Origin of the sequence: Cryobacterium sp. TMT1-2-1 (assembly GCF_004403955.1) — a bacterium.
Lineage (GTDB): Bacteria > Actinomycetota > Actinomycetes > Actinomycetales > Microbacteriaceae > Cryobacterium > Cryobacterium psychrotolerans.
This window is the reverse complement of sequence record NZ_SOHC01000070.1, coordinates 1-19,087: the sequence shown is the minus strand read 5'-3', so window position 1 is coordinate 19,087 and position 19,087 is coordinate 1. Positions and strand designations below refer to the sequence as shown.

Genomic DNA, 19,087 nt, shown 5'->3' with positions numbered 1-19,087 from the left:
CTGGTATTCACGCGCGCTTGTTTTCGGCATCCTGCGGAGCCTGCCTCCAGCCGCGGTATCGTAAGCGGACAGCACGTCCAGCAAGCCTGCCGAGCACATTGCCTCCACGCAGTCACTCAAGAACATGGAGGCCTTCGTGGTACTGAGTGCCGAGCTTCGGCCACACCGGCCGCACTACCGGGGGTCCCGCCTCGACGCCAAGCTGATCGGCCCGCTCACCATCGCCGCGCTCGTGAGCGCCCTGGCCGTCTTGTGGGTCGTGGCGCGGCCATCCGGTGAGGGTTTCGAGCAGCTCGTCGGGGAGTGGCTCGGCGCAGAGGGGGTGCTCCTGCTCTCCATCGGCCTGGTGCTGATCAGCACGCTGCGCTGGGTGGAGCGGTGGTTCAACGGGATCGACCATGCCGCGTTGTGGCATCGCCGGGTCAACATCGCGGGCATGCTGGCGATCTCCGTGCACGCCCTGGTGACCGGGGACGTGCGGGAAACCACGGTCGGCCCGACGCTCGGCCAGATTGGGTTGTTCGGCCTGTTGGCGCTCACCGTGTGGGCGATCGCGCCGCGCTGGCTGTCCTTCGTTCCGCAACGGTTTCGGGGACTCGTCCCCAGGGTCACCGGCTCGCGAGTGGTGCGCCTGGCCGGTATCCCCTTCCGGAGCTACGCCGTCTGGCGCTTCTTCCATCGCTTCACGGGCGTGTTCGTGGCCGTCGGGTTCCTGCACGGGCTGCTGGACGCGAGCATGTTCGACTCGGCGGTGCTGCGGTGGACCTACCTCGTCATCGGCGGCACGGGCCTGGTCTTCTACGTCTACCGGGAGTTGCTCGCCCGCCGCTTCGCCCGCACCTACGACTACCAGGTGGAATCCGTGCAGCCGATCGACGCGAACCTGGTCGAGATCTCGCTGAAGCCGCTGGGACGGCGCTTCGAATACCGGGCGGGCCAGTTCGCGATCCTGTACCTCGAGGCGAAGGATGGGTGGCACCGGCATCCGTTCAGCATCGCCAGCGCGCCGGCGGATGCCAACGTGCGCGTCGCTGTAGGGGCGCTGGGCGACTTCACCTCCAACATCGTCGACCTGGTCGCACCGGGCATGCCGGCCGTGATCAACAGCCCGCACGGTCACTTCGACTATCGCCGGGGCACCGAACACCAGGCGTGGATCGCCGGCGGCATCGGTGTGGCGCCGATCCTCAGCTGGCTGCGGGATGCGACATCCGAGACCTTACCCACGCGCGTGGACCTCTACTTCAGCTCCCGCGGACCCGCTCCCTACGGCGCTGAGATTCGCGAGCTCGCGGCGCGGCATGACGCCATCCACCGGCACCTGATCGACACCAGCACCGGGTCCAGGCTGACGGTGGAGGACGTTCTCGCCACGGCCGGCTGCCCGCCCCGCGACCTGTCGGCGTTCATCTGCGGGCCCGAGGCGATGGTGAACGCCTTCCAGAGGGGCCTGACGCGGTCCGGCGCCCGAACGGCGAACGTGCACCGCGAGTACTTCAACCTGCGCTGATGCCGGTGCCGGGGGAGGGCTTCCGAGAAAGTACGCTGAGGGGATGAGCCTGCTGCGCGCCGCCGAACCGTCAGATATCCGCGAGATTCTCCGCCTCATCGTGGAGCTCGCCGTCTACGAGAAAGAGCCCGACGCGGTGGTGGCAACTGAGGACGGTCTGCGGTCAGCGCTGTTCGGCGAGAGCCCCGCGGTCTTCGCGCTCGTCGTCGACGGCACGGAGAAAGGAACCCTGGCCGGGGTGGCCCTCTGGTACCTCACGTTCTCGACCTGGGAAGGCGTGCACGGCATTCACCTGGAGGACCTCTACGTGCGACCGGCCTATCGGGGCAGCGGGTACGGGACGGCGCTGCTGACGCGGCTCGCCGCGATCTGCGTCGAGCGCGGCTACGCGCGCCTCGAGTGGGATGTCCTCGACTGGAACGATCCCGCGATCGGCTTCTACCGGTCGCTCGGCGCCGTGCCGCTCGACGGGTGGACCACGTTCCGGCTCGATGGCGACGCGCTGAAAAAGGCCGCCTGAGCTCTCGCGTTCCGCGGGGCCATCCGGATTGCGGGAGAATTACAGTTCACGAAGGTAGGAATCACATGATCAATCTCACGCAGGACGCCGACGGCTTCATCCGGATGAACCGGCACTTTCCGGCCAACTCGCTCATTTCCATCACCTTCACCGACGGGTCGACGGGGGAGTTTTCCGGGCACCGGCTCAACGCGATCTTTGACGACGCCCTGGCCGTGTTCCGGGCATCGAACCACCTTGACGCGAAGGGATTCTCGCGGGCCCCGGCGAAGACCGTCCACCCCTCGAAGAACATCCAGTTCGTTCCGGTCCAGGCCGGAATGACCAGCTAGAACTCCCGAACAAAGCCGTGCGCGGAGGGCGCGGCCACAGGGCAGCCCGCATTAGCCGGCGTTGCGGAGGAAGCCCAGCACCCGTTCTGTGAGCAACGTGGCGGCCGGCTCGTCGTAGGACGGCAGGCTGCGGTCGGCGAACAGATGCTGGTCGCCGGGGTACAGGAACAACTCGGCATCCGGCGTTGCCTGCACGAGCGCGAGGGCCGCGTCAATGTCGCCTTCGTCGACGAAGTACTCGTCGGCATCCATGCCGTGGATCTGGACCGGCACTCCCTGGGGCCAGGCCCCGCCGAACTCAGCGGTCGGGATGCACGCATGGAACAGCAGCGCGCCCCTGACTCCGGGTCGGGTCTGGGCCAGCATCTGCGCCGACAACACCCCGATGGAGAACCCGGCGTAGACCAGCTCGCTGGGCATCCCGTCGCTGGCAGCCCGTCCACGCTCCATGATCGATCCGAACCCCACCCCCTGGGCGTAGGCCACGCCCTCGTCAAGGTCGTCGAAGACCTGCCCCTCGTAGAGGTCGGGCACGTGAATGACGTGACCGGCGCGCCTGAGCTCTTCAGCGAAGTCCAGGACCCCGGAGGTCAGCCCGTGCGCGTGATGGAACAACAACACCTCAGCCATGTGCTCTCCTCGCTTCTCGGCGCACGGGGCGCCGTCGGAGTGATTGTGGCATAAGCGGGGCGGGGCGCCGCCCGGGTTCGGAGCGACCCGGTCAGCAGGTTGCCAGCATTGAGTTGATCGCAGTCTTTTCAGCGGAGTCCATTGACAGGCCCCATCCGTATTTCACGTGCACGACGTGCTTGGCGTACGTGCAGCGGTACGAGGTGAGCGGCGGCTGCCACTCCGCCGCGTCCCGGTCGGATTTCGAGGCGTTGACATTGTCGGTGACCGCGATCAGCTGACCGTCGCTCAGGCTGTTGGCGAACTGTTGACGCTTGCTCGTGGTCCAGGTCGACGCTCCGGACCCCCAGGCCTCGGAGAGTGCGACGACGTGGTCGATGTCTACATCCGACGAAGCGTAGTTCCAGGCGCCGTCGTAGACCGAGTACCAGCTGCCCGAGGTCGCAGCGCAGGTCGAGCTGGTCACGACGTTTTCGCCATCGCGCTGGAGCACGATCTCTCGTGTGTTGCAGCTGCCGGACTGCGTAGACCAGTGCGGGAAGAGGTCCCGGGAGTACCCGGCCGAACCCGTCTCGACCTGGGTCGGGATCGCGGCAAGCTCGCTGCTGATCGTGCTGGGCGCAGGCGGGTCCGGCGGGGAGGCGTAGGCCTGGGTGGCCGTCACCTGAGTGGCTGCAACGACAAGTGCGCCGATCAGGAGCAGGGTGGGGGATGGGCGTGTCATCGGGACTCCTCGGTTCGACCGCGAACCGGAACGTGTCGATTCAGCGGATTGTCTCGATCCTCTCGGAGGGGGAGGGGCGCCACAGGTCTCTTCGCGTGAACACAAGACGACCTTCGACCGCGATAACCTCATCCCAAGCCGCAAAATGTGGCTCCGGACGAGGGATCAGTACCCGGCACGCGACAAGACTGGCCACAGGAGTGCTTGTCATGTCTTGGATCGTTCTCATTGTGTCCGGCGTTCTGGAAGCCGTCTGGGCCACGGCGCTGGGCCGGTCTGACGGCCTCACCAAGTTGTGGCCATCGGTTGTATTCGTGGGGGCGCTCCTGCTCAGCATGGGCGGCCTTGCCCTGGCCATGCGGGAAATTCCCACCGGCACGGCATATGCCGTCTGGGTCGGAATCGGGGCGGCGCTCACCGTGCTGTACGCGATGGTCTTCGGTGCGGAGCCGGCCTCGCTTGCGAAGGTCTTGCTCATCCTCGGGCTCGTGGGGTGCATCGTCGGTCTCAAATTCGTGGACGGCGGCCACTGAGCCGTGTCGTCGAGACCGTGCATGGCACACGGGAAAAATCACTTGCGATGGATTGCGTCCCGTTGGGACTTAGCCGGCGCCGACGGGTGGGCGGGAGCTGTGGTCTCCGCCAGGATGGCTTCGGCTTCGGCTTCGGCTTCGGCTTCGGCGGCAGCTGCTGCGGCCGCGGCATGTTCCGCGGCAATGCGATCGGCCGCGGACTGCTCCGCGGCAATGCGATCGGCTGCGGACTGCTCCGCGGCAACGCGATCGGCTTCGGCTGCCATCAGGATGTCGGCGGCGGCGGTAGCGTCCGCGGCCCTCTGCGCGGCACGGGCCTGCGCTGCACCGCCGTGGTCCGCCAGGCCTGCCGCCTGGGGGTCGATACTTTCCGAGGGCGGGGTCGCGGGGCGCTCGTTTTGGGCGATCGTCGCGGGCCGCAACACAAGACCGGTGCCGACAACTATTCCGACGGCAATGAGGCTCCCCGCTGCGGCAAACCGGCGACGGCCGCGGCGCCGGCGAGTGTTCTGAACGCGGGTGCCTCCGGGATCGGTGGCGCCAACGGGCGGCCGGGAAAACGAAGAAAGAAGGTTTCGCATGACTTTCACGAAGCTAATCGACCCGTGCTGAGCACAGAACGGTTCTGGTTAGACAATCCACGAGCGGGGCTCCGCACGGGCGCAGTCACCATTGTGCAACGAACCTACCGGCCCGCACCTGACGCGGCGTTGGGAGCCCTCGAGCCCAAACCTTCCGACACGAGCCGCTTGTCAGTTCGTTTCGACGCCTCCGACCAGCCACAGTTTGCCCTTGGCACAGTCGCGTTCGGTCCACTTATCGCTGAACGTGTCAGCACCGCCCCCGCCGATGGCAAGGGATGATCCCGAACTCGCCACAACGTTTTTGCTGCCGTCCAGGACTTCGAAGGACCTCGAATCGCCTCTGACGGTGTACCCCCGGGGCCACACGAGAGTCACCGGATCTCCGGCCGTCTTCGCCTGAACACAGCCGTCCCCGTCAACTGCCAACGTGCCCCGGAGAAGCGCTTCCATGCCGCTCAGCGCCGATGTATCAGATGTGACGAGTCGGAGAGGGGCGGATGAACACGCACTGAGCGCCGTCACCAAAGCCACAGCCGATCCAAGCACTGCCAGTCTCGACCAGTGTGTATGCATGGGGCGGACTCTACTCTCCCGCGTGTTCCGCCAGGCCGCGCTCGGGTCCTTCACGCAGAGAGGATGAATCGCAGCCAGCCGGTGCGGTCGCAGTGGCCGAGGACTAGCGTGGGGGCGTGTCCCCTCCCGTGATCGACGCACGCACCGCTCACGCCGCCGGCGTGGAGCGCCTCCTCGAGAGCTATCGGGCGGTGCCGCCGACGGCCTCCGTTCGGCTCGCCAAGCCCACCTCGAACCTGTTCCGGTCACGCGCGAAGCCGAACGCCAGGGGCCTCGAGACATCGGGATTGACGGGCGTCATCGCGGTCGACCCGGAAGCGCGGACGGCCGACGTGGGCGGCATGTGCACCTACGAGGATCTCGTCGCCGCGACGCTGCCCCACGGGCTGGCGCCGCTGGTGGTGCCGCAACTGAAGACGATTACCCTGGGCGGCGCGGTCACCGGCCTCGGCATCGAGTCGACGTCCTTCCGCAACGGGCTGCCGCACGAGTCGGTACTGGAGATGGACATCCTCACCGGCACGGGAGAGGTGGTCACCGCCTCGCCGATCGAGCACGTAGACCTCTACCGCGCCTTCCCCAACTCGTACGGCACACTCGGCTACGCGGTGCGATTGCGCATCGAACTTGAGCCGGTCGAACCTTTCGTCGCGCTCCGGCATCTGCGGTTCCACTCGCTCACCGACCTGGTCGCGGCGATCGACCGCATCATCGCGACCGGTGCCGTGGACGGCGACCGCGTGGACTACCTCGACGGCGTGGTGTTCAGCGCCGACGAGAGCTACCTGTGCGTGGGCACGCAGACAGCGGCATCCGGCCCGGTGAGCGACTACACCGGCCAGCAGATCTACTACCGCTCCATCCAGCACGATGACGGCATCAAGCACGATCGGCTCACGATTCACGACTACCTGTGGCGGTGGGACACGGACTGGTTCTGGTGCTCGGAGGCGTTCGGCGCGCAGCGTCCGCGGATCCGCCGGCTCTGGCCGCGAACGCTTCGGCGCAGCAGCTTCTACTCGAAGCTGATGCGCTACGAACAGCGATTCCACATCGGCGATCGCATCGAGCGGCTGGGCGGCCGTCCGCCACGCGAACGCGTCGTGCAGGACGTCGAAGTGCCGATCGAGCGATGTGCGGAGTTCCTGGACTGGTTCCTTGCCAACGTGTCGATCGAGCCGATCTGGCTGTGCCCGCTTCGGTTGCGCGGCGACGGCTGGCCGCTCTACCCGATGCGGCCTCGGCAGACCTACGTCAACGTCGGCTTCTGGTCGACGGTTCCGGTGGGGTCGATCGAAGGGGAGACGAACCGTCTGATCGAACGTAAGGTCAGCGAGTTCCACGGGCACAAGTCGCTGTATTCCGACTCCTATTACTCCCCGGAGGAATTCGGCGAACTCTATGGCGGAGAAACCTATCGCACCGTGAAGAAGCGCTACGACCCCGATTCACGTCTGCTCGATCTCTACGCGAAGGCGGTGCAACGACGATGACCACGTTCAAGGAACGTTTGCCGGAGGATGCGGAAACGGCGGAGAAGCCGGAGGCGGCGGGCAAGCTCACCCTCGCCCAGATCCTGGAGATCCTCGCCGGCGGGCGGCTCCCGCTGAGATTCACCGCCTACGACGGGAGTTCGGCCGGTCCGACCGACGCACCGCTCGGGCTGGAGCTGAAGACGCCGCGAGGCACGACCTATCTGGCCACCGGCCGCGGCGATCTGGGCCTTGCCCGCGCCTACATCGCCGGTGACCTCGAGGTCACCGGGGTGCACCCCGGCGACCCCTACGAGCTCCTCAAGGCGCTCGCCGGTGAGTTGGTCTTCAAGCTGCCACCACCGCGGGTGACGGCCAACATCATCCGCTCCATCGGCGTGGAGCACCTGCGCCCGATCGCGCCGCCGCCGCAGGAGGCGCCGCCGCGCTGGCGCCGCGTCGCCGAGGGGCTCCGGCACAGCAAGACCCGGGACGCCGAAGCGATCCACCACCACTACGACGTATCGAATACCTTCTATGAGTGGGTGCTCGGGCCGTCGATGACCTACACCTGCGCGTGCTACCCGCGTCCCGACGCATCGCTGGACGAGGCGCAGGAGAACAAGTACCGGCTGGTGTTCGAAAAGCTGCGGCTGAAGCCGGGCGACCGGCTGCTCGACGTCGGGTGCGGCTGGGGCGGCATGGTGCGCTACGCCGCCCGCCGCGGCGTCTCGGCCACCGGCGTGACCCTGTCGGAACAGCAGACCGCGTGGGCACAGCGGGCAATCGCCGAGGAGGGCCTGGCCGATCTGGCCGAGGTCCGCTATGGCGACTACCGTGACATCGCAGAGGCCGGCTTCGACGCCGTGTCGTCGATCGGGCTGCTCGAGCACATCGGAGTGCGCAACTATTCGTCGTACTTCGCCTTCCTGCAATCGCGGCTGCGCCCCGGCGGGCTGCTGCTCAACCACTGCATCACCCGGCCGGACAACCGATCCGAACCCTCCACCCGCGGCTTCATCGACCGCTATGTCTTCCCCGACGGGGAGCTCACCGGCTCAGGCCGCATCATCAGCGCAGCACAGGATGTCGGCCTGGAGGTGGTGCACGACGAGAATCTGCGCCATCACTACGCGATGACACTGCGCGACTGGTGCGCCAACCTCGTCGAGCACTGGGATGAGGCGGTCGCCGAAGTGGGGTTGCCCACCGCGAAGGTGTGGGGCCTGTACATGGCCGGGTCACGGCTCGCTTTCGAGACCGGTGGGATCCAGCTGCACCAGGTGCTGGCGGTCAAGCCCGATGGCGGTGGCGGCGTCGACGACCTGCCGCTGCGTCCGTGGTGGACGCCCTAGTTGTCCACCGCTGGAGGCCTGAGATCAAACGCTGACGACCGCCTGAACCAAACCGACCGGTGGATCGTGGCTTAGCGTCTGCTGTCTGCCTCGGGGCGCAGCCGGATGAGCCGCTGCGGGCCGTCCTCTTTCAACTCGGCCAGGTCGCTGCGCGAGGAGAGAAAATCGCTGAAGGAACGGAAGCCGAGCGGCTTCTCGTTGAAGGAGGGGTCCATCCGGCGCATCTGGTTCTTGATCGTGCCCGTGTTGAGCCACTCGTCGCCGTCGCCCTTGGCGTGACCGATCTGCAGTGCGCGCACGAGGAGCTCCGTTGCCAGTGTCTGGGGGTCGATGTCGTCCTCGGCCTCCGGCTCGTCGAACTGCGCGTCGTCGGTGTGCGAGAACATCGGAATCGTCGTGAGCTTGCGGGCCTCTGGGGCCGTGTCGGGTGCAGTCTCGGCAGGTTCCGCGGCCTTCTTGCTCGTCTTGGGCCTCTCCGCGCTGGCGGCAGCGGCGGTAGCGGCCGACTTGTCGACTCCGGGCAGCGAGTCGTAGTCCTCGAACTCGTCGCACGCGGCCGCGAGCGATGTGCTCGTCGAGCCCGCGACGCCGATGCCGACGACGTAGCGACCCAGTCGCTTCGACTTCTGGGCGAGGGCGATGTAGTCGGAGTCGCCGGCGATAATGATCACGTGGGTGAGGTCGGGCAGTTGGAAGAGGTCTTCGACCACGTCGACGGCCAGACGGATGTCGGCGCCGTTCTTGGTTCCCCTGGTGGTCGTGGTGAACAGCTGGGTCAGGTCCACCGCGCGAGACATCAGCTGGCGCTGGTAACTCGCATTGACGGGCACTGACCAGTCGGCGTAGGCGCGGTTGACGACCAAGGTGCCGAATGACGCGGCAAAGTCGATGATGGCGTTGAAGTCGACCGTCGCGGCGGCGAGCTTCGCGGCGACCTCGGGGTCGGCATCCCGGCTCGACTTATCGAAGTCGCGGATGCCGTCGCGCTGGAAGGCATTGCGCCCGTGCAGCTGCTGATAGCGCGAGATGACGATGTTGTCGAAGTCGATATAGAGGCCGACGCGTGCATCGTTCGGTTCAGTCATGGTGAGCTCCTCAGCCGCAGGCGGAAGACTCTGTAGCGATCCGGTACCTCCAGTCTGACGCGAGCGACGTGGCGAGGGCAACTCGGGTACGCGGTCGCGCTGCCGGATTGCGGGCAGGAACCCCGCAGCCGCAGCCGCAGCTGCAGCTCAGCCTGGGATTTCGACCGTCAACGCTCACGGCTCCTGGCGCTGTGCGCCGAATCGGAAACCTGGTGGACGCCACCGGTTGGGCGTCCATCAAGCAGGTTTCTGGTGAACATGGCAATGTTGTCCCGAAGCCCGGCGTAGGCATTCTCGACGGGGCTCTCCGAACGGACGAACATGTCCACTGCCTCGAGCGCTGAGGTGATGATCGCGCGAGGTGAACGCACTCTCCATGACTGGCCTTCCGCGATGAGGTCGTCGATGGTGATTGAGGCGTGCACATACTTCCGGTTGATGGCCAACGCCATTTTTCCGTCGCTGTCGAGGTGAGCTTGCGGCACGACATCGTATGCCGGGGTAATTTTCGTGCTGCCGTCGTGCAGGTGGAGCATGCTGATGTTCTTGCCGTGCATGTCGAGATTGCCCACAGCCTGCGAGACGGTAAGCAGTCTGAGGAGCTGGTCGAGGGAGGTCCGGTCGCCGTTGCGCCCCAGGACATCGGCTACTCGCTTGAGTGACACTTTCCCGCCGAACTCCTGGTATTTCTCGTTCTTCGATGCGCCCAGGGCTTGGTTCATGTCTTCCTGGTGGATGCGTCCCTGTGGCGCGTCCGGTGACCTGTCGCAGCGATCGATCACGAGGCCGCGAACTCCGCCGAAGACTTCGATCCACGCGTCAAACGTGGTGAGGCCGGCGGCTTTGGCCGCACGGAAGCCGTACTCCTCGTCAAACGTGATGGTTGGGTAGCGGACGGACGGCGGCTTGATGATGTGGGTGGACGGATAGCCCTCGAGAACCTGGAACCACTGATTCTCCTTGTGCGCGAGAATGATCTTGTCTTGCACACCGGCCGGGGAGGTGCGACCGGACTTCGGCCGGTTTCCGAGAGGAGCGGCCTGAGTGTTAGCCAGCATTCGGCCGACCTCGGCCGCGTCGACCGGGGCCAGGTCAGGCTTGCGTGGCTCGCCCGGCGCCTCCGGGTCATAGATCTGAACGGCACCAGCGACGTCTCGGCCGAACTGGGCCAGCAGCGGGATGACGTCATCGGTGGAGACTCTGATCTCGGCGGCGAGATTGTCGAGAGCGGTGCCCTCGGGAAGGAGCTCGGCGAAGAAGTTGCGGCGGCGCGCGGCCCTGCTGCGGTTGGCGATGAGGTCGAATGGAACCGACTCGGAGAGAATCGTGCTTCCGAGCCCAAATGTCTCGATGGCATGCTTGGTCGCGATGAAATCAAAAGTGCGACGGTCGGCGCCGACCAAGTGCCCGACCAGCTCGCCGTAGAGTTCCACGCGCAAGTCAGCCATTGGGTTCTTCCGCGATGTCATGGAGGGGCTCATCCAGCGGGTCGTCGATCTCCATGTACATCCGGACGCCGGTCTCCCGCATGATCGCGAATATGCGCTCGAGGATGATCGTGTTCTTGCCGGACTCCAAAGCCCAGATGTATTTCTGGTCGGTCTCGAGTCTTTCGGTGAGGTCGCGCTGCGTCAGTCCGCTGACAAGGCGGCCTTGCTGCAGCATCCGACCAAGAGCCTCGGCGCTTCTCACTTCTCCGCGTGCTGTCATGACAGTTTCCTCCTGACGGTCTTATTGCCTTCACAGCACCTGACGGTCATATCACCGTCCACCATTTCGATGGTCTTATTGCCGTCAAGCAATGAGCCTCCTGGCTGGAGGCCGAATACCTGTGGGACGGTGCATCGCGCTGCACACCGGCGCCTTCGTAGCCCAAGGTCCTGTGGCCCCTCAGGATCCTCCACGTTGGCACGTCAAGCGTGTCGATGTACGGTTCTCCTGCACCGGGTGGTTCGCCCGGTCAGCTCGGTATCGGAGTAGCACCCTCCAGCGCCGCCACGGAGCGCCGGCTCTCCAGGCGCAGTTCCATTTCGCTCATGACAAGCGCGGCGAGGTCACCGAGGGTGGCGAGTTCCTGTTCCGTCGCCAGGCGCGGTTCGAAGTCGAGTACGCAGAGCGTGCCGAGGTTGTGTCCGTCCCGCGTGCGCAAGGGCACCCCGGCGTAGAACTGCAGGCCGAAATCGTCGGCGACGAGGGGGTTGGCCAGTGTTCGGGGGTCGAACCGGGCATCCTCGACGACCCAGGGCACGTCATCCATGATCGCCGAGGCGCAGAGCCCGGGGTGCCTGTCAATGTGGTCGATCTCGAGACCGTGGTGGGACTCGAACCAGATCCGATCGTGATCGACGATCGTGACGAGCGCGACCGGAACGGAGAACACGCGGGCGGCAATCGCCGTGATGCGGTCGAAGGCCCCGTCCACCGGTGCCTCCGGCAGCCGATAGCGCGCGACCGCGAGCATCCGGGCCTCCTCGGTAGACGGCTCGGGAAAGGCCACCACATCCCTGTGCCGGCCGGTCTCGGCAGCAACCATCTGGCGAAGCGCCGCGACCAGATCATGGATGGAGGGACGGTCCTCCGGGTTGCGAGCCGTCATGGCCGCCAGCAGCGCCCTCCATTCCGGGGCGATGCCCGGCGGAATGGGCGGATCGTTTCGGAGCCGGGCCAGTGCCGACGGGATCGGGTCGCCGGGAAACGCGACGGTGCGGGTGAAGCACTCGAGGAGAACGAGCCCCAGCGAGTAGATGTCGCTGGCCGACCCCAGCGTCTGTCCCCGCGCCTGTTCGGGGCTGAGGTAGGCGGCCGTGCCCGTCGTCACGGTGTCCGTGTCGCGGCGCTCGATGGCGCCGACCAGGGCAATGCCAAAATCGGTCAGCTTCGCGCGGTACCGTGCTCCGCTCTGGCTGTAGTCGACAAGCAGGATGTTGGCCGGCTTGACGTCTCGATGCACAACACCCCGATGGTGAATGTATTGCAGGCCTTCGGCCAGGTCGAAGCCGATGTGCGCTATCTGACGAGCGGTCAGGGAGCCCCCCTCGAGCTGCACCTTGAGATCGGCGCCCGTGACGAGCTCCATGACGAAGTAGACACGCGGCCGGTCCGCATCCGTGCGGTCGACGCCCGCATCAAGCAGGGTGACGAGGCTGTGGTGGCTCAGGCTCGCCAGGAGGTTCACCTCGTCTTCCTGACGACGAATGTCCTTCTCGCTTGTCGCGGACGCCTCGAAGACCTTCACCGCGACGTCGCGACCCAGTGTTTCGTCCCGGGCGCGGTAGACAGACCCCGCGCCGCCTCGGCCGATCAGTTCCTGCAACCGGTAGCGTCCGCGCAGGCGCGGTGCGCCGGCTTCGGAGACCTCCGGAGAGCGCCCGGCCAGTGTGATGACGTCCATAGTGAACCCTTATTTCGTGGCGCCTCCACCACAGACGGTCAGGCGTATCCACTTATAGGACGTAACTCGAGGCGAAAGTGTCACGCCCGACACCGAAATTACTGCCTGCCTGTCGAGAGGCTCCGGCGCCGTGAGCGCGATCAGTGGATGACTGCGAGCAGCACGCCGACCGCCACGAACAGAACGCCGAATACTCGGTTCACAACTCGCTGACCGCGAGCGTCGCCGGTGAATCTCTGAAGCGAACGTGCCGTCACCGCAAAGAAGAACCACATCACCAGGATGTCGACCACGATGACGGTGGCGGCGACGATGAAATACTGCGGCAGCAGCGGTCGATCGAGACGGATGAACTGGGGGAGGAACGCCAGAAAGAACACAATCGCCTTGGGGTTCAACATGTTCACCCACAGCCCGCGCCGGAACATCGACCAGGCCGGATCGTTGCGCAGCGCTGGCTCGCGCTCGGCATCGAGCGCCGGTTTGGCGAGAAACTGGCGGATGCCGAGGTACACGAGGTACGCGGCACCCACGAAGCGAATCACGTTGAAGGCGAGCGGAGAGCCGGCGACGAGCACACCAACACCGAGCGCCACGATCACGATGTGGGCGAGCAGCGCGGCCTGCTGGCCGAGGATTCCCCAGATCGAGCGGCGGAAGCCCGAGTTGAGGGCGTTGCTCATGGTGTTGATCGCCCCCGCGCCGGGCGTGAAACTGATCAGGGTGCCGGCGCCGAGCAGGGCCAGCCAGAGAGAGAACTGCACCGGCCCAGCATAGGTGTCCTCAGCATCCCTTTGCGGAACGGTCAGCGGGCATGCGGAGACCATCTCTCGTCGCCGAGTTCTTTCTGGCTTCGGAAAGTGCGTTTCGCAAGCATTCGGAGCCGGCGTTTGGAATAAGTCAGAATATTGAGGGGCATAACAATGGATAAGTAACTAAGCATTGGTATGATTGATTCATGTCCACGTCTGAGGAGAAGTCACCCTGGCCGTCCCTTGGCTATGAAGAACGACCCTGGCACAGCGTCCAGGACGAGTATGGCTCACGAACGCAGAAGCATCTTGCAGCAGGCCCGTACTTGGCGTCGGTGCCCCCACTGATCGCAAATCAGACAATCTCGCTCGACAGTGAGTTGCATGCGCTGACCGAAGAGGCCGCCAGCGAGCTTGCCCGCTTCGATGCCGAAGTTGGGCAAATCGCGGCACCATTCGCATCCATTCTCCTGCGCACCGAGAGCGCTTCCAGCTCAGAGATTGAGAACCTCACGAGCGGCGCACGGCAGATCGCCCTGGCGGAGCTCGGTGAGCACGCCTCGAAGAATGCGCAGCTCATCGTCGGCAATGTCCGAGCTATGCAAGCGGCTCTTGCCCTGTCCGAGTCCATCGACGGCCACGCCATCCTGGAAATGCATCGCGCACTCCTTGAGCACAGCAATCCCGACATCGTCGGTCACTGGCGTGACCAGCAGGTCTGGATCGGAGGCGGGAGCCTCGGGCCGCACACCGCACAGTTCGTCCCGCCCCATCAGGATCGGGTCCCCGCGCTCATGGGCGACCTCGTCGCCTTCGCCAATCGCGTCGACCTTCCCGTGCTCGCTCAGACCGCGATCGCTCACGCCCAATTCGAAACGATCCACCCGTTCCCCGACGGCAACGGAAGAGTCGGTCGCTCACTCATCCAGGCGATGCTGCGCGGGGGGCAGCTCACGCGAAACGTAGCTGTTCCGGTCTCAGCGGGGCTGCTCCACGACACCGGTCGATATTTCGATGCCCTGAGCGCGTACCGGTCCGGGGATGTCGCCCCGATAGTCCGCTGCATAGCGGACGCATCGTTCGCGGCGGTGCACAACGGTCGCATCCTCGTGGACGATCTGGAAACCGTCCAGGTCGAATGGCGCGGGCGCATCCGCGCGAGACAAGACTCAGCAGCACACCGGCTCGTAGATATTCTCCTTCGCCAACCGGTGATCGGCGCAGCGGCAGCCTCAGCTCAGCTTGGTATCTCGACCGTCAACGCTCAGGTCGCTATCGACCGCCTCGTTGACGCCAACATTCTGACCCAGATCACAGACGGACGACGAAACCGAATTTGGCTAGCGAAGGACGTCGTTCGGGTCCTTGACGAGTTCGCCGCCCGAGCGAAGAGGCGCCGATAGCCGAACGTCTCACGGGCGATGTTCGCAGGCTGGATTCCACGTGCATCATCGACTTCCGCACCGCGCCACTTTTCCGTTTGCGCCGGAGGGTGCACCTCGCCGGGATGCGGCACGGCGGAGAACCGTCTCATTCGTCTGGGCGGGCCTCTTGCTGCGGCGCCTGATGTGAGGTGGGCGGACCCAGGAGGGGAGGGGGCGGCGATGCCGGGACCGCGGGGAGCCCCTGCTTGAAGATGGGTTCCAGGAGACGCAGGGCTTTGTCGGGGAGGCCGTCTCCCGGGTAGAAGTCATTCAGCACTTCCTCGGCCGCATTGAGATCACGAATCTCGCAGATCGCGAGCAGGTTGGCGATGTCCTGAACGTCTCGCCCCGGGCGCGATGCGTTGAGTTTCATGGCGAGTAACGCACGGGGCGAGGCCACTTCCACCGTGATGTCCTCGTTCGCGTAGAGGACCTCCCATTCAGGGTCCGCCCCGTACGCCGGTAGAAACATCGTGGCGTTGCTGCTGAGCCAGTCCTGCGGCCACCCGTGCTCGTTGGCGACTTCAACGGCGGCCTTCAGGATGGGTTGTTCGGGCTGCAGGTGCGCGTCGATGTCGGCGGTTGTTCGGCGGTCGAAGTAGCGAAGAGCGAGTGCAGCACCTCCGACGATCCGGATGCCCGCGGGTTGGCCGGCCGCGCGGAGTTTCGCGATGACCACGTTGATGCCGCGGACGAGGTCGTCGCGGTCGAGTTGATCGCCTGGCATTAGACGCTTTCCAGGGTTTCGGCTTCAATCAGGATGCCGCGGCGGAGGAACTCGGCGGGTACTCGCGTCGGGTCTGCCGGGATGTCATAGTCGCTTGTGCGCGGGGCCCACGGGTTGTCGGGGTGCCCGGTTTGCGTGGTGACCCAGTCCGGGACGGGCAGGGCGTCTGCCTTGAGCCGGTATTCGCAGAGCGCGGCGATAGCGGCGTCCCACCGCTCGGACCCGGTGGGAGCCGGCTCGGTCAACGCGAGGCCGACCCGGGTGGCACCGCGTTCTGCCGCGAGGTTGTCGGCGAGTTGAAGGAAGCGTCGGAACGCCCAGGCGTCATCTGATCTCGTGATTGCTTCGCCGATCTCGGAGGCGATCCGGGCGGCGTCGCTGCGCACGGTCGGGACGGTGACCACCGTGTGACGGGTGGCTCGCAACAGCGCCTCGAGTGTGGAGACGGTTGGCTCGCGTTTGCCGTGTTCGATGAGGGAGAGCGACGAGCCGGCGATCCCCGAGCGAATCGCGAGCTCACTTTGAGTGAGACCGCTCGCAGCCCGGGCGGAACGAGCAAGAACACTTGCTGTCATATCAGTCACCCCTTTTTACTAAGTAGTAAAAGTATACCAGTCCCACTCCGGTGGAGGGCTGGAGAATTCTGGTTGACGGGCCTGTCAGTCGAGGTGAATTGTGCCGTCATGAATGAATTACTGATCGGGTACGCTCGCGTATCCACGAATGAGCAAGACCTCACCGCCCAACAAAACGCCCTCGAACGACTCGGCGTTAGACCCAACCTGATCTACACCGACCATGGCTTGACGGGAACCAACCGCGCGAGGCCGGGGCTGCGCGAAGCCCTCGCTGCCTGCAGGAGCGGGGACACACTCGTGGTGGCCAAACTCGATCGCCTGGCCAGGTCGCTGCGGGATGCAAAAGACATCGTCGATGAGCTGACCGCCAAGGAAGTGAAGCTCAGCATCGGCGGCTCAGTGCATGACCCGAATGATCCAGTCGGCCGGCTGCTCTTCAATGTTCTGGCCATGGTCGCAGAATTCGAGTCGGATCTGATCCGTGCTCGAACGCGAGAGGGCATGCAGGTGGCGAAAGCGAAGGGTCGCTTGCGCGGGAAGCCACCGAAGCTCTCCCCGGCGCAGCAGAGACACTTGATGGAGGTCTACAACGCCGGAACTCACACAACGGCCGAGCTTGCTGAGCTCTTCAATGTCGCCCGGTCCACCATCTATCGCACCATCCAGCGCCAACACCGGCCCAATACCTAGCACGCAGGAAGTTTCACGTTGCAGGGCGGACTGTCCTGCAACGCGAACGTTCACTGACGCAGAATCCGCGGCTGGGCCTTCGAGCCTCCCCGTGTCAGTGGACGCAAAGCTGATTCCCGCAGTGCTCTCATCTGTCGCTCTGGTTTCATGGTTGTGTGTCGCACTAATCACCGCCTACGATGAGCGGCATGAGCCGGCTCCCAACTGTCGCGGGGATTGTTGCCAATCTCGTTGCCGTGTTCTCCGCAGGCTTCGTCGTGTGGCTGGTGTGGGATGACTAGCCCCGGTAGGGATTCCGTGAGACGGCGGCTCGGGCGCGGCGTGGCGGGGCTGGTGGCAGTGTTGGCCCTCGTCCTAACGGCGTGTGCGCAGAGCCCGAGTGGCGAGGGCAATCGGAACCCGAATTCTCCACTCGTGGCCGGTCCCGGTACGGGGGCGAAATCTACCGCGATTGGATTGGTCAACTTGTGGCGGGTCTCGGGCGCGGAAGGCGAGGAAACGGACACCTGGCTGCGCCTAGACGTCCCGGAGTTCCAATTGTGGCGAGACTGCGGCATGATCGAAGGCTCGTGGCGGGCGACTGAAAGGCTGTTTCTGGCGTCCACGTACGGTGCCAGCGGCGAGTGTGTCACGGGAGAGACCATGCCTCGAGTGGCCTGGCTCGAATCCGTCACCGGGTATCGTGCGGCCGGTGACGGCTGGGAACTCAATGATGCGAACGGCGCGGTGGTCGCGACGCTGACCTTGGACGGCGGCCCCGATCCGATCCCGACCGCAGCCAAGTTCTACACCGAGCCACCGGTGATAACGGAAACGATGCGGAAGGAGCTGCGGCAACCAGCGCCCCTGCCGGCAGGAGTCACCCCTGCCACGCCCGAGAACTTGTCGGGACGATGGGTCCCGGTTGCGAACAGCGCCAAAACCGATCCGCATGTGATCTTCAAGCCGGCCGGCACGTGGACGGGATCGGACGGATGCAACGGAGGCCAGGGCCGATGGGCCGCCGACGGCGAGGGTGCACTCCTGGCGACGTCCGGAGCATCGACACTGATCGGGTGTGAGGGCGCCCCGGTCCCGTCGTGGGTGGCCCAAGCCAGATTGGCCGTCATAGACAACGGGGCGCTGCGACTACTCGATGCGGGCGGATCTGAGCTCGGCAGGCTCGAGCGCGACTGACCCTCTACGGGAACCCTCTGCGGGAGAGATCGCACACAGCTCGAGGCCGAGGCCGCCAGCGATTGCTCACGCCTACTTCGTTTGGTTCGGGTGCCTCGTGAACACGTTGACAATCTTCACTGTTCTGCCCTCGACGTAAAACCAAATGCGTGCGCCCCCGGAGAGTTCGTACTGCCATTGATCGTGTTCGACGCCGTCACGAACAATAGTTGCGAGTTGGCCCTTCAGCTGGTGGCATTTGGGGTCCGACTGGTTCGGGGCCTTCGTGAGCCGGTCCCAGGCATCAGCGGCTGAGCTCTTTTGGGTGGCGACGATGTCGCGCCATCCAGTTGCGGCTTGACGCGTCACATGCTCGATAGCGAATTCTGATGACTTCAGGGGGCGTGCGACGAGCCCCTTCTTCGGCGACATTAAACGCGGGGCTTCTTGACCGCCACAGGTTCACGAAGCCAATCCGGTTCATCCTGTCCCCAGCCAGCAGCAACAGCCTCCGCGGTGTTCTGCCACGCCTTGATCTCAGTGAGTATCCGCCCAGGCTGATTGACAACGAATGCGCCGCGAGCCGTGTCGATGATGTCCTGTGCGCAGGTTCTCTGATCCTGAACGCTGAGCAGCTTGATCCAGGGAAACGGTCGTGCGAGGCGATCCTCCAGCGTGCCGATGTCATCCAGTGACACGGCGATCAGCTGTGCGGCGACCTCGAGGATCCGTTCATGGGCGGCCGCTTCACGCTTCGTGGTGAGAACCAACGTTTCGCCATCGCGCCGAGTGACTTCGACGGGTGCTTCCTCAGCGGCAGCGAAGACTGCAGCAGAATTGCGGGACAATTCCGACGACTGCACGACGCGTCGTTCTGCAGGGGTGAGTGTTATTAGCGCCATGAACAGAGTCTATTCCGAATGTGTTCTGAATTCAACGCCGGCTGGTCGGTCGACTAGGGCGTGTCTCCTAATTCGTGTAACCAGATGGTGATGGCACGGAGGACGACGCCTCCGCGGTAGGTGAGGGCGAGTTTGTCGTAGCGAGTGGCG

At 65.1% G+C, this 19,087-nt stretch carries 21 protein-coding genes and 1 riboswitch; of the genes, 10 read left to right on the top strand and 11 right to left on the bottom strand.

Translation table 11 applies throughout. From position 1 onward, the window contains the following. Positions 1–136: 136 nt before the first annotated feature. The 3 genes from E3T33_RS12855 (at position 137) to E3T33_RS12845 (ending at position 2,362) form a co-directional block, all read left to right on the top strand. The gene (locus tag E3T33_RS12855) at positions 137–1,510 is read left to right on the top strand and encodes a hypothetical protein (protein ID WP_166784493.1); all 1,374 of its coding nucleotides are present in this window, start codon (positions 137–139) and stop codon (positions 1,508–1,510) included. A 43-nt stretch (positions 1,511–1,553) separates the two neighbouring features. Further along, complete coding sequence (locus E3T33_RS12850; RefSeq protein WP_166784492.1) at positions 1,554–2,030, top strand: GNAT family N-acetyltransferase; 477 nt, start codon at positions 1,554–1,556, stop codon at positions 2,028–2,030. 65 nt (positions 2,031–2,095) lie between these two features. Next, positions 2,096–2,362 (top strand): hypothetical protein, encoded by a 267-nt coding sequence (locus E3T33_RS12845; RefSeq protein ID WP_092324858.1) that lies wholly within the window; start codon positions 2,096–2,098, stop codon positions 2,360–2,362. 51 nt (positions 2,363–2,413) lie between these two features. Here the strand turns inward: E3T33_RS12845 and E3T33_RS12840 are convergent, their stop codons facing one another. Further along, positions 2,414–2,992 (bottom strand): dienelactone hydrolase family protein, encoded by a 579-nt coding sequence (locus E3T33_RS12840; protein WP_092324856.1) that lies wholly within the window; start codon positions 2,990–2,992, stop codon positions 2,414–2,416. A gap of 91 nt (positions 2,993–3,083) precedes the next feature. Beyond that, positions 3,084–3,716 carry an HNH endonuclease family protein gene (locus tag E3T33_RS12835; RefSeq protein ID WP_092324854.1) on the bottom strand — a complete coding sequence of 211 codons (633 nt, stop codon included), beginning with the start codon at positions 3,714–3,716 and terminating at the stop codon, positions 3,084–3,086. A 132-nt stretch (positions 3,717–3,848) separates the two neighbouring features. Then, positions 3,849–3,913, top strand: a riboswitch (guanidine-III (ykkC-III) riboswitch). 12 nt (positions 3,914–3,925) lie between these two features. Between E3T33_RS12835 and E3T33_RS12830 the strand changes: the two genes are divergently transcribed. The 4 genes from E3T33_RS12830 to E3T33_RS12810 all read left to right on the top strand — a co-directional run bounded on the left by E3T33_RS12830 (position 3,926) and on the right by E3T33_RS12810 (position 8,233). Continuing rightward, positions 3,926–4,249: a multidrug efflux SMR transporter gene (locus E3T33_RS12830; protein WP_092324852.1), complete on the top strand. Its 324-nt coding sequence runs from the start codon at positions 3,926–3,928 to the stop codon at positions 4,247–4,249. A 17-nt stretch (positions 4,250–4,266) separates the two neighbouring features. Continuing rightward, a complete protein-coding gene (locus E3T33_RS15315) occupies positions 4,267–5,112 on the top strand; it encodes a hypothetical protein (RefSeq protein ID WP_166784491.1) in 846 nt (281 codons plus the stop codon). Positions 5,113–5,522: 410 nt separating this feature from the next. Next, positions 5,523–6,899, top strand: coding sequence for an FAD-binding oxidoreductase (locus tag E3T33_RS12815; RefSeq protein ID WP_092324846.1), 1,377 nt, complete (start codon positions 5,523–5,525; stop codon positions 6,897–6,899). Beyond that, the gene (locus E3T33_RS12810; RefSeq protein ID WP_134575467.1) at positions 6,896–8,233 is read left to right on the top strand and encodes a class I SAM-dependent methyltransferase; all 1,338 of its coding nucleotides are present in this window, start codon (positions 6,896–6,898) and stop codon (positions 8,231–8,233) included. Before E3T33_RS12815 ends, E3T33_RS12810 begins: the two co-directional genes overlap by 4 nt. A 71-nt stretch (positions 8,234–8,304) precedes the next feature. Here the strand turns inward: E3T33_RS12810 and E3T33_RS12805 are convergent, their stop codons facing one another. The 5 genes from E3T33_RS12805 to E3T33_RS12785 form a co-directional block, all read right to left on the bottom strand. Next, a complete protein-coding gene (locus E3T33_RS12805) occupies positions 8,305–9,318 on the bottom strand; it encodes an NYN domain-containing protein (protein WP_092324842.1) in 1,014 nt (337 codons plus the stop codon). A 167-nt stretch (positions 9,319–9,485) separates the two neighbouring features. Next, positions 9,486–10,766, bottom strand: a complete 1,281-nt coding sequence (locus E3T33_RS12800; RefSeq protein WP_134575465.1) for a HipA domain-containing protein — start codon at positions 10,764–10,766, stop codon at positions 9,486–9,488. Further along, positions 10,759–11,028, bottom strand: coding sequence for a helix-turn-helix transcriptional regulator (locus E3T33_RS12795; protein WP_134575463.1), 270 nt, complete (start codon positions 11,026–11,028; stop codon positions 10,759–10,761). The genes E3T33_RS12800 and E3T33_RS12795 overlap by 8 nt, the downstream gene beginning before the upstream one ends. 250 nt (positions 11,029–11,278) lie before the next feature. After that, entirely contained in the window at positions 11,279–12,709 is a 1,431-nt protein-coding gene (locus tag E3T33_RS12790) for a protein kinase (RefSeq protein WP_092324838.1), read from the bottom strand. A gap of 140 nt (positions 12,710–12,849) precedes the next feature. After that, the gene (locus E3T33_RS12785) at positions 12,850–13,473 is read right to left on the bottom strand and encodes a LysE family transporter (RefSeq protein WP_092324913.1); all 624 of its coding nucleotides are present in this window, start codon (positions 13,471–13,473) and stop codon (positions 12,850–12,852) included. A gap of 194 nt (positions 13,474–13,667) precedes the next feature. Here E3T33_RS12785 and E3T33_RS12780 point away from each other — a divergent pair, with 194 nt between their 5' ends. Next, a complete protein-coding gene (locus E3T33_RS12780; RefSeq protein ID WP_092324836.1) occupies positions 13,668–14,864 on the top strand; it encodes a Fic family protein in 1,197 nt (398 codons plus the stop codon). A gap of 127 nt (positions 14,865–14,991) precedes the next feature. Here the strand turns inward: E3T33_RS12780 and E3T33_RS12775 are convergent, their stop codons facing one another. Further along, positions 14,992–15,612, bottom strand: a complete 621-nt coding sequence (locus E3T33_RS12775) for a DUF6036 family nucleotidyltransferase (RefSeq protein WP_092324834.1) — start codon at positions 15,610–15,612, stop codon at positions 14,992–14,994. Next, on the bottom strand, positions 15,612–16,187 hold the full coding sequence (locus E3T33_RS12770) for a helix-turn-helix transcriptional regulator (protein WP_092324832.1): 576 nt from the start codon (positions 16,185–16,187) through the stop codon (positions 15,612–15,614). The genes E3T33_RS12775 and E3T33_RS12770 overlap by 1 nt, the downstream gene beginning before the upstream one ends. 108 nt (positions 16,188–16,295) lie before the next feature. Here E3T33_RS12770 and E3T33_RS12765 point away from each other — a divergent pair, with 108 nt between their 5' ends. Further along, complete coding sequence (locus E3T33_RS12765; protein ID WP_092324830.1) at positions 16,296–16,880, top strand: recombinase family protein; 585 nt, start codon at positions 16,296–16,298, stop codon at positions 16,878–16,880. A 414-nt stretch (positions 16,881–17,294) separates the two neighbouring features. Then, a complete protein-coding gene (locus E3T33_RS12760; protein WP_134575461.1) occupies positions 17,295–18,056 on the top strand; it encodes a hypothetical protein in 762 nt (253 codons plus the stop codon). 72 nt (positions 18,057–18,128) lie between these two features. Here the strand turns inward: E3T33_RS12760 and E3T33_RS12755 are convergent, their stop codons facing one another. Both E3T33_RS12755 and E3T33_RS12750 read right to left on the bottom strand, forming a co-directional pair. Further along, the gene (locus E3T33_RS12755; RefSeq protein ID WP_092324826.1) at positions 18,129–18,467 is read right to left on the bottom strand and encodes a hypothetical protein; all 339 of its coding nucleotides are present in this window, start codon (positions 18,465–18,467) and stop codon (positions 18,129–18,131) included. Further along, positions 18,467–18,937, bottom strand: coding sequence for a hypothetical protein (locus tag E3T33_RS12750; RefSeq protein ID WP_092324824.1), 471 nt, complete (start codon positions 18,935–18,937; stop codon positions 18,467–18,469). Before E3T33_RS12750 ends, E3T33_RS12755 begins: the two co-directional genes overlap by 1 nt. Positions 18,938–19,087: the final 150 nt, after the last annotated feature.

Excerpts from the sequence above, each read along its gene's own strand:
- E3T33_RS12850 (WP_166784492.1), top strand. The coding sequence starts at position 1,554 with ATGAGCCTGCTGCGCGCCGCCGAACCGTCAGATATCCGCGAGATTCTC.
- E3T33_RS12845 (WP_092324858.1), top strand. The coding sequence starts at position 2,096 with ATGATCAATCTCACGCAGGACGCCGACGGCTTCATCCGGATGAACCGG.
- E3T33_RS12840 (WP_092324856.1), bottom strand. The coding sequence starts at position 2,992 with ATGGCTGAGGTGTTGTTGTTCCATCACGCGCACGGGCTGACCTCCGGG.
- E3T33_RS12835 (WP_092324854.1), bottom strand. The coding sequence starts at position 3,716 with ATGACACGCCCATCCCCCACCCTGCTCCTGATCGGCGCACTTGTCGTT.
- E3T33_RS12830 (WP_092324852.1), top strand. The coding sequence starts at position 3,926 with ATGTCTTGGATCGTTCTCATTGTGTCCGGCGTTCTGGAAGCCGTCTGG.
- E3T33_RS12810 (WP_134575467.1), top strand. The coding sequence starts at position 6,896 with ATGACCACGTTCAAGGAACGTTTGCCGGAGGATGCGGAAACGGCGGAG.
- E3T33_RS12805 (WP_092324842.1), bottom strand. The coding sequence starts at position 9,318 with ATGACTGAACCGAACGATGCACGCGTCGGCCTCTATATCGACTTCGAC.
- E3T33_RS12800 (WP_134575465.1), bottom strand. The coding sequence starts at position 10,766 with ATGGCTGACTTGCGCGTGGAACTCTACGGCGAGCTGGTCGGGCACTTG.
- E3T33_RS12795 (WP_134575463.1), bottom strand. The coding sequence starts at position 11,028 with ATGACAGCACGCGGAGAAGTGAGAAGCGCCGAGGCTCTTGGTCGGATG.
- E3T33_RS12790 (WP_092324838.1), bottom strand. The coding sequence starts at position 12,709 with ATGGACGTCATCACACTGGCCGGGCGCTCTCCGGAGGTCTCCGAAGCC.
- E3T33_RS12780 (WP_092324836.1), top strand. The coding sequence starts at position 13,668 with ATGTCCACGTCTGAGGAGAAGTCACCCTGGCCGTCCCTTGGCTATGAA.
- E3T33_RS12775 (WP_092324834.1), bottom strand. The coding sequence starts at position 15,612 with ATGCCAGGCGATCAACTCGACCGCGACGACCTCGTCCGCGGCATCAAC.
- E3T33_RS12770 (WP_092324832.1), bottom strand. The coding sequence starts at position 16,187 with ATGACAGCAAGTGTTCTTGCTCGTTCCGCCCGGGCTGCGAGCGGTCTC.
- E3T33_RS12765 (WP_092324830.1), top strand. The coding sequence starts at position 16,296 with ATGAATGAATTACTGATCGGGTACGCTCGCGTATCCACGAATGAGCAA.
- E3T33_RS12755 (WP_092324826.1), bottom strand. The coding sequence starts at position 18,467 with ATGTCGCCGAAGAAGGGGCTCGTCGCACGCCCCCTGAAGTCATCAGAA.
- E3T33_RS12750 (WP_092324824.1), bottom strand. The coding sequence starts at position 18,937 with ATGGCGCTAATAACACTCACCCCTGCAGAACGACGCGTCGTGCAGTCG.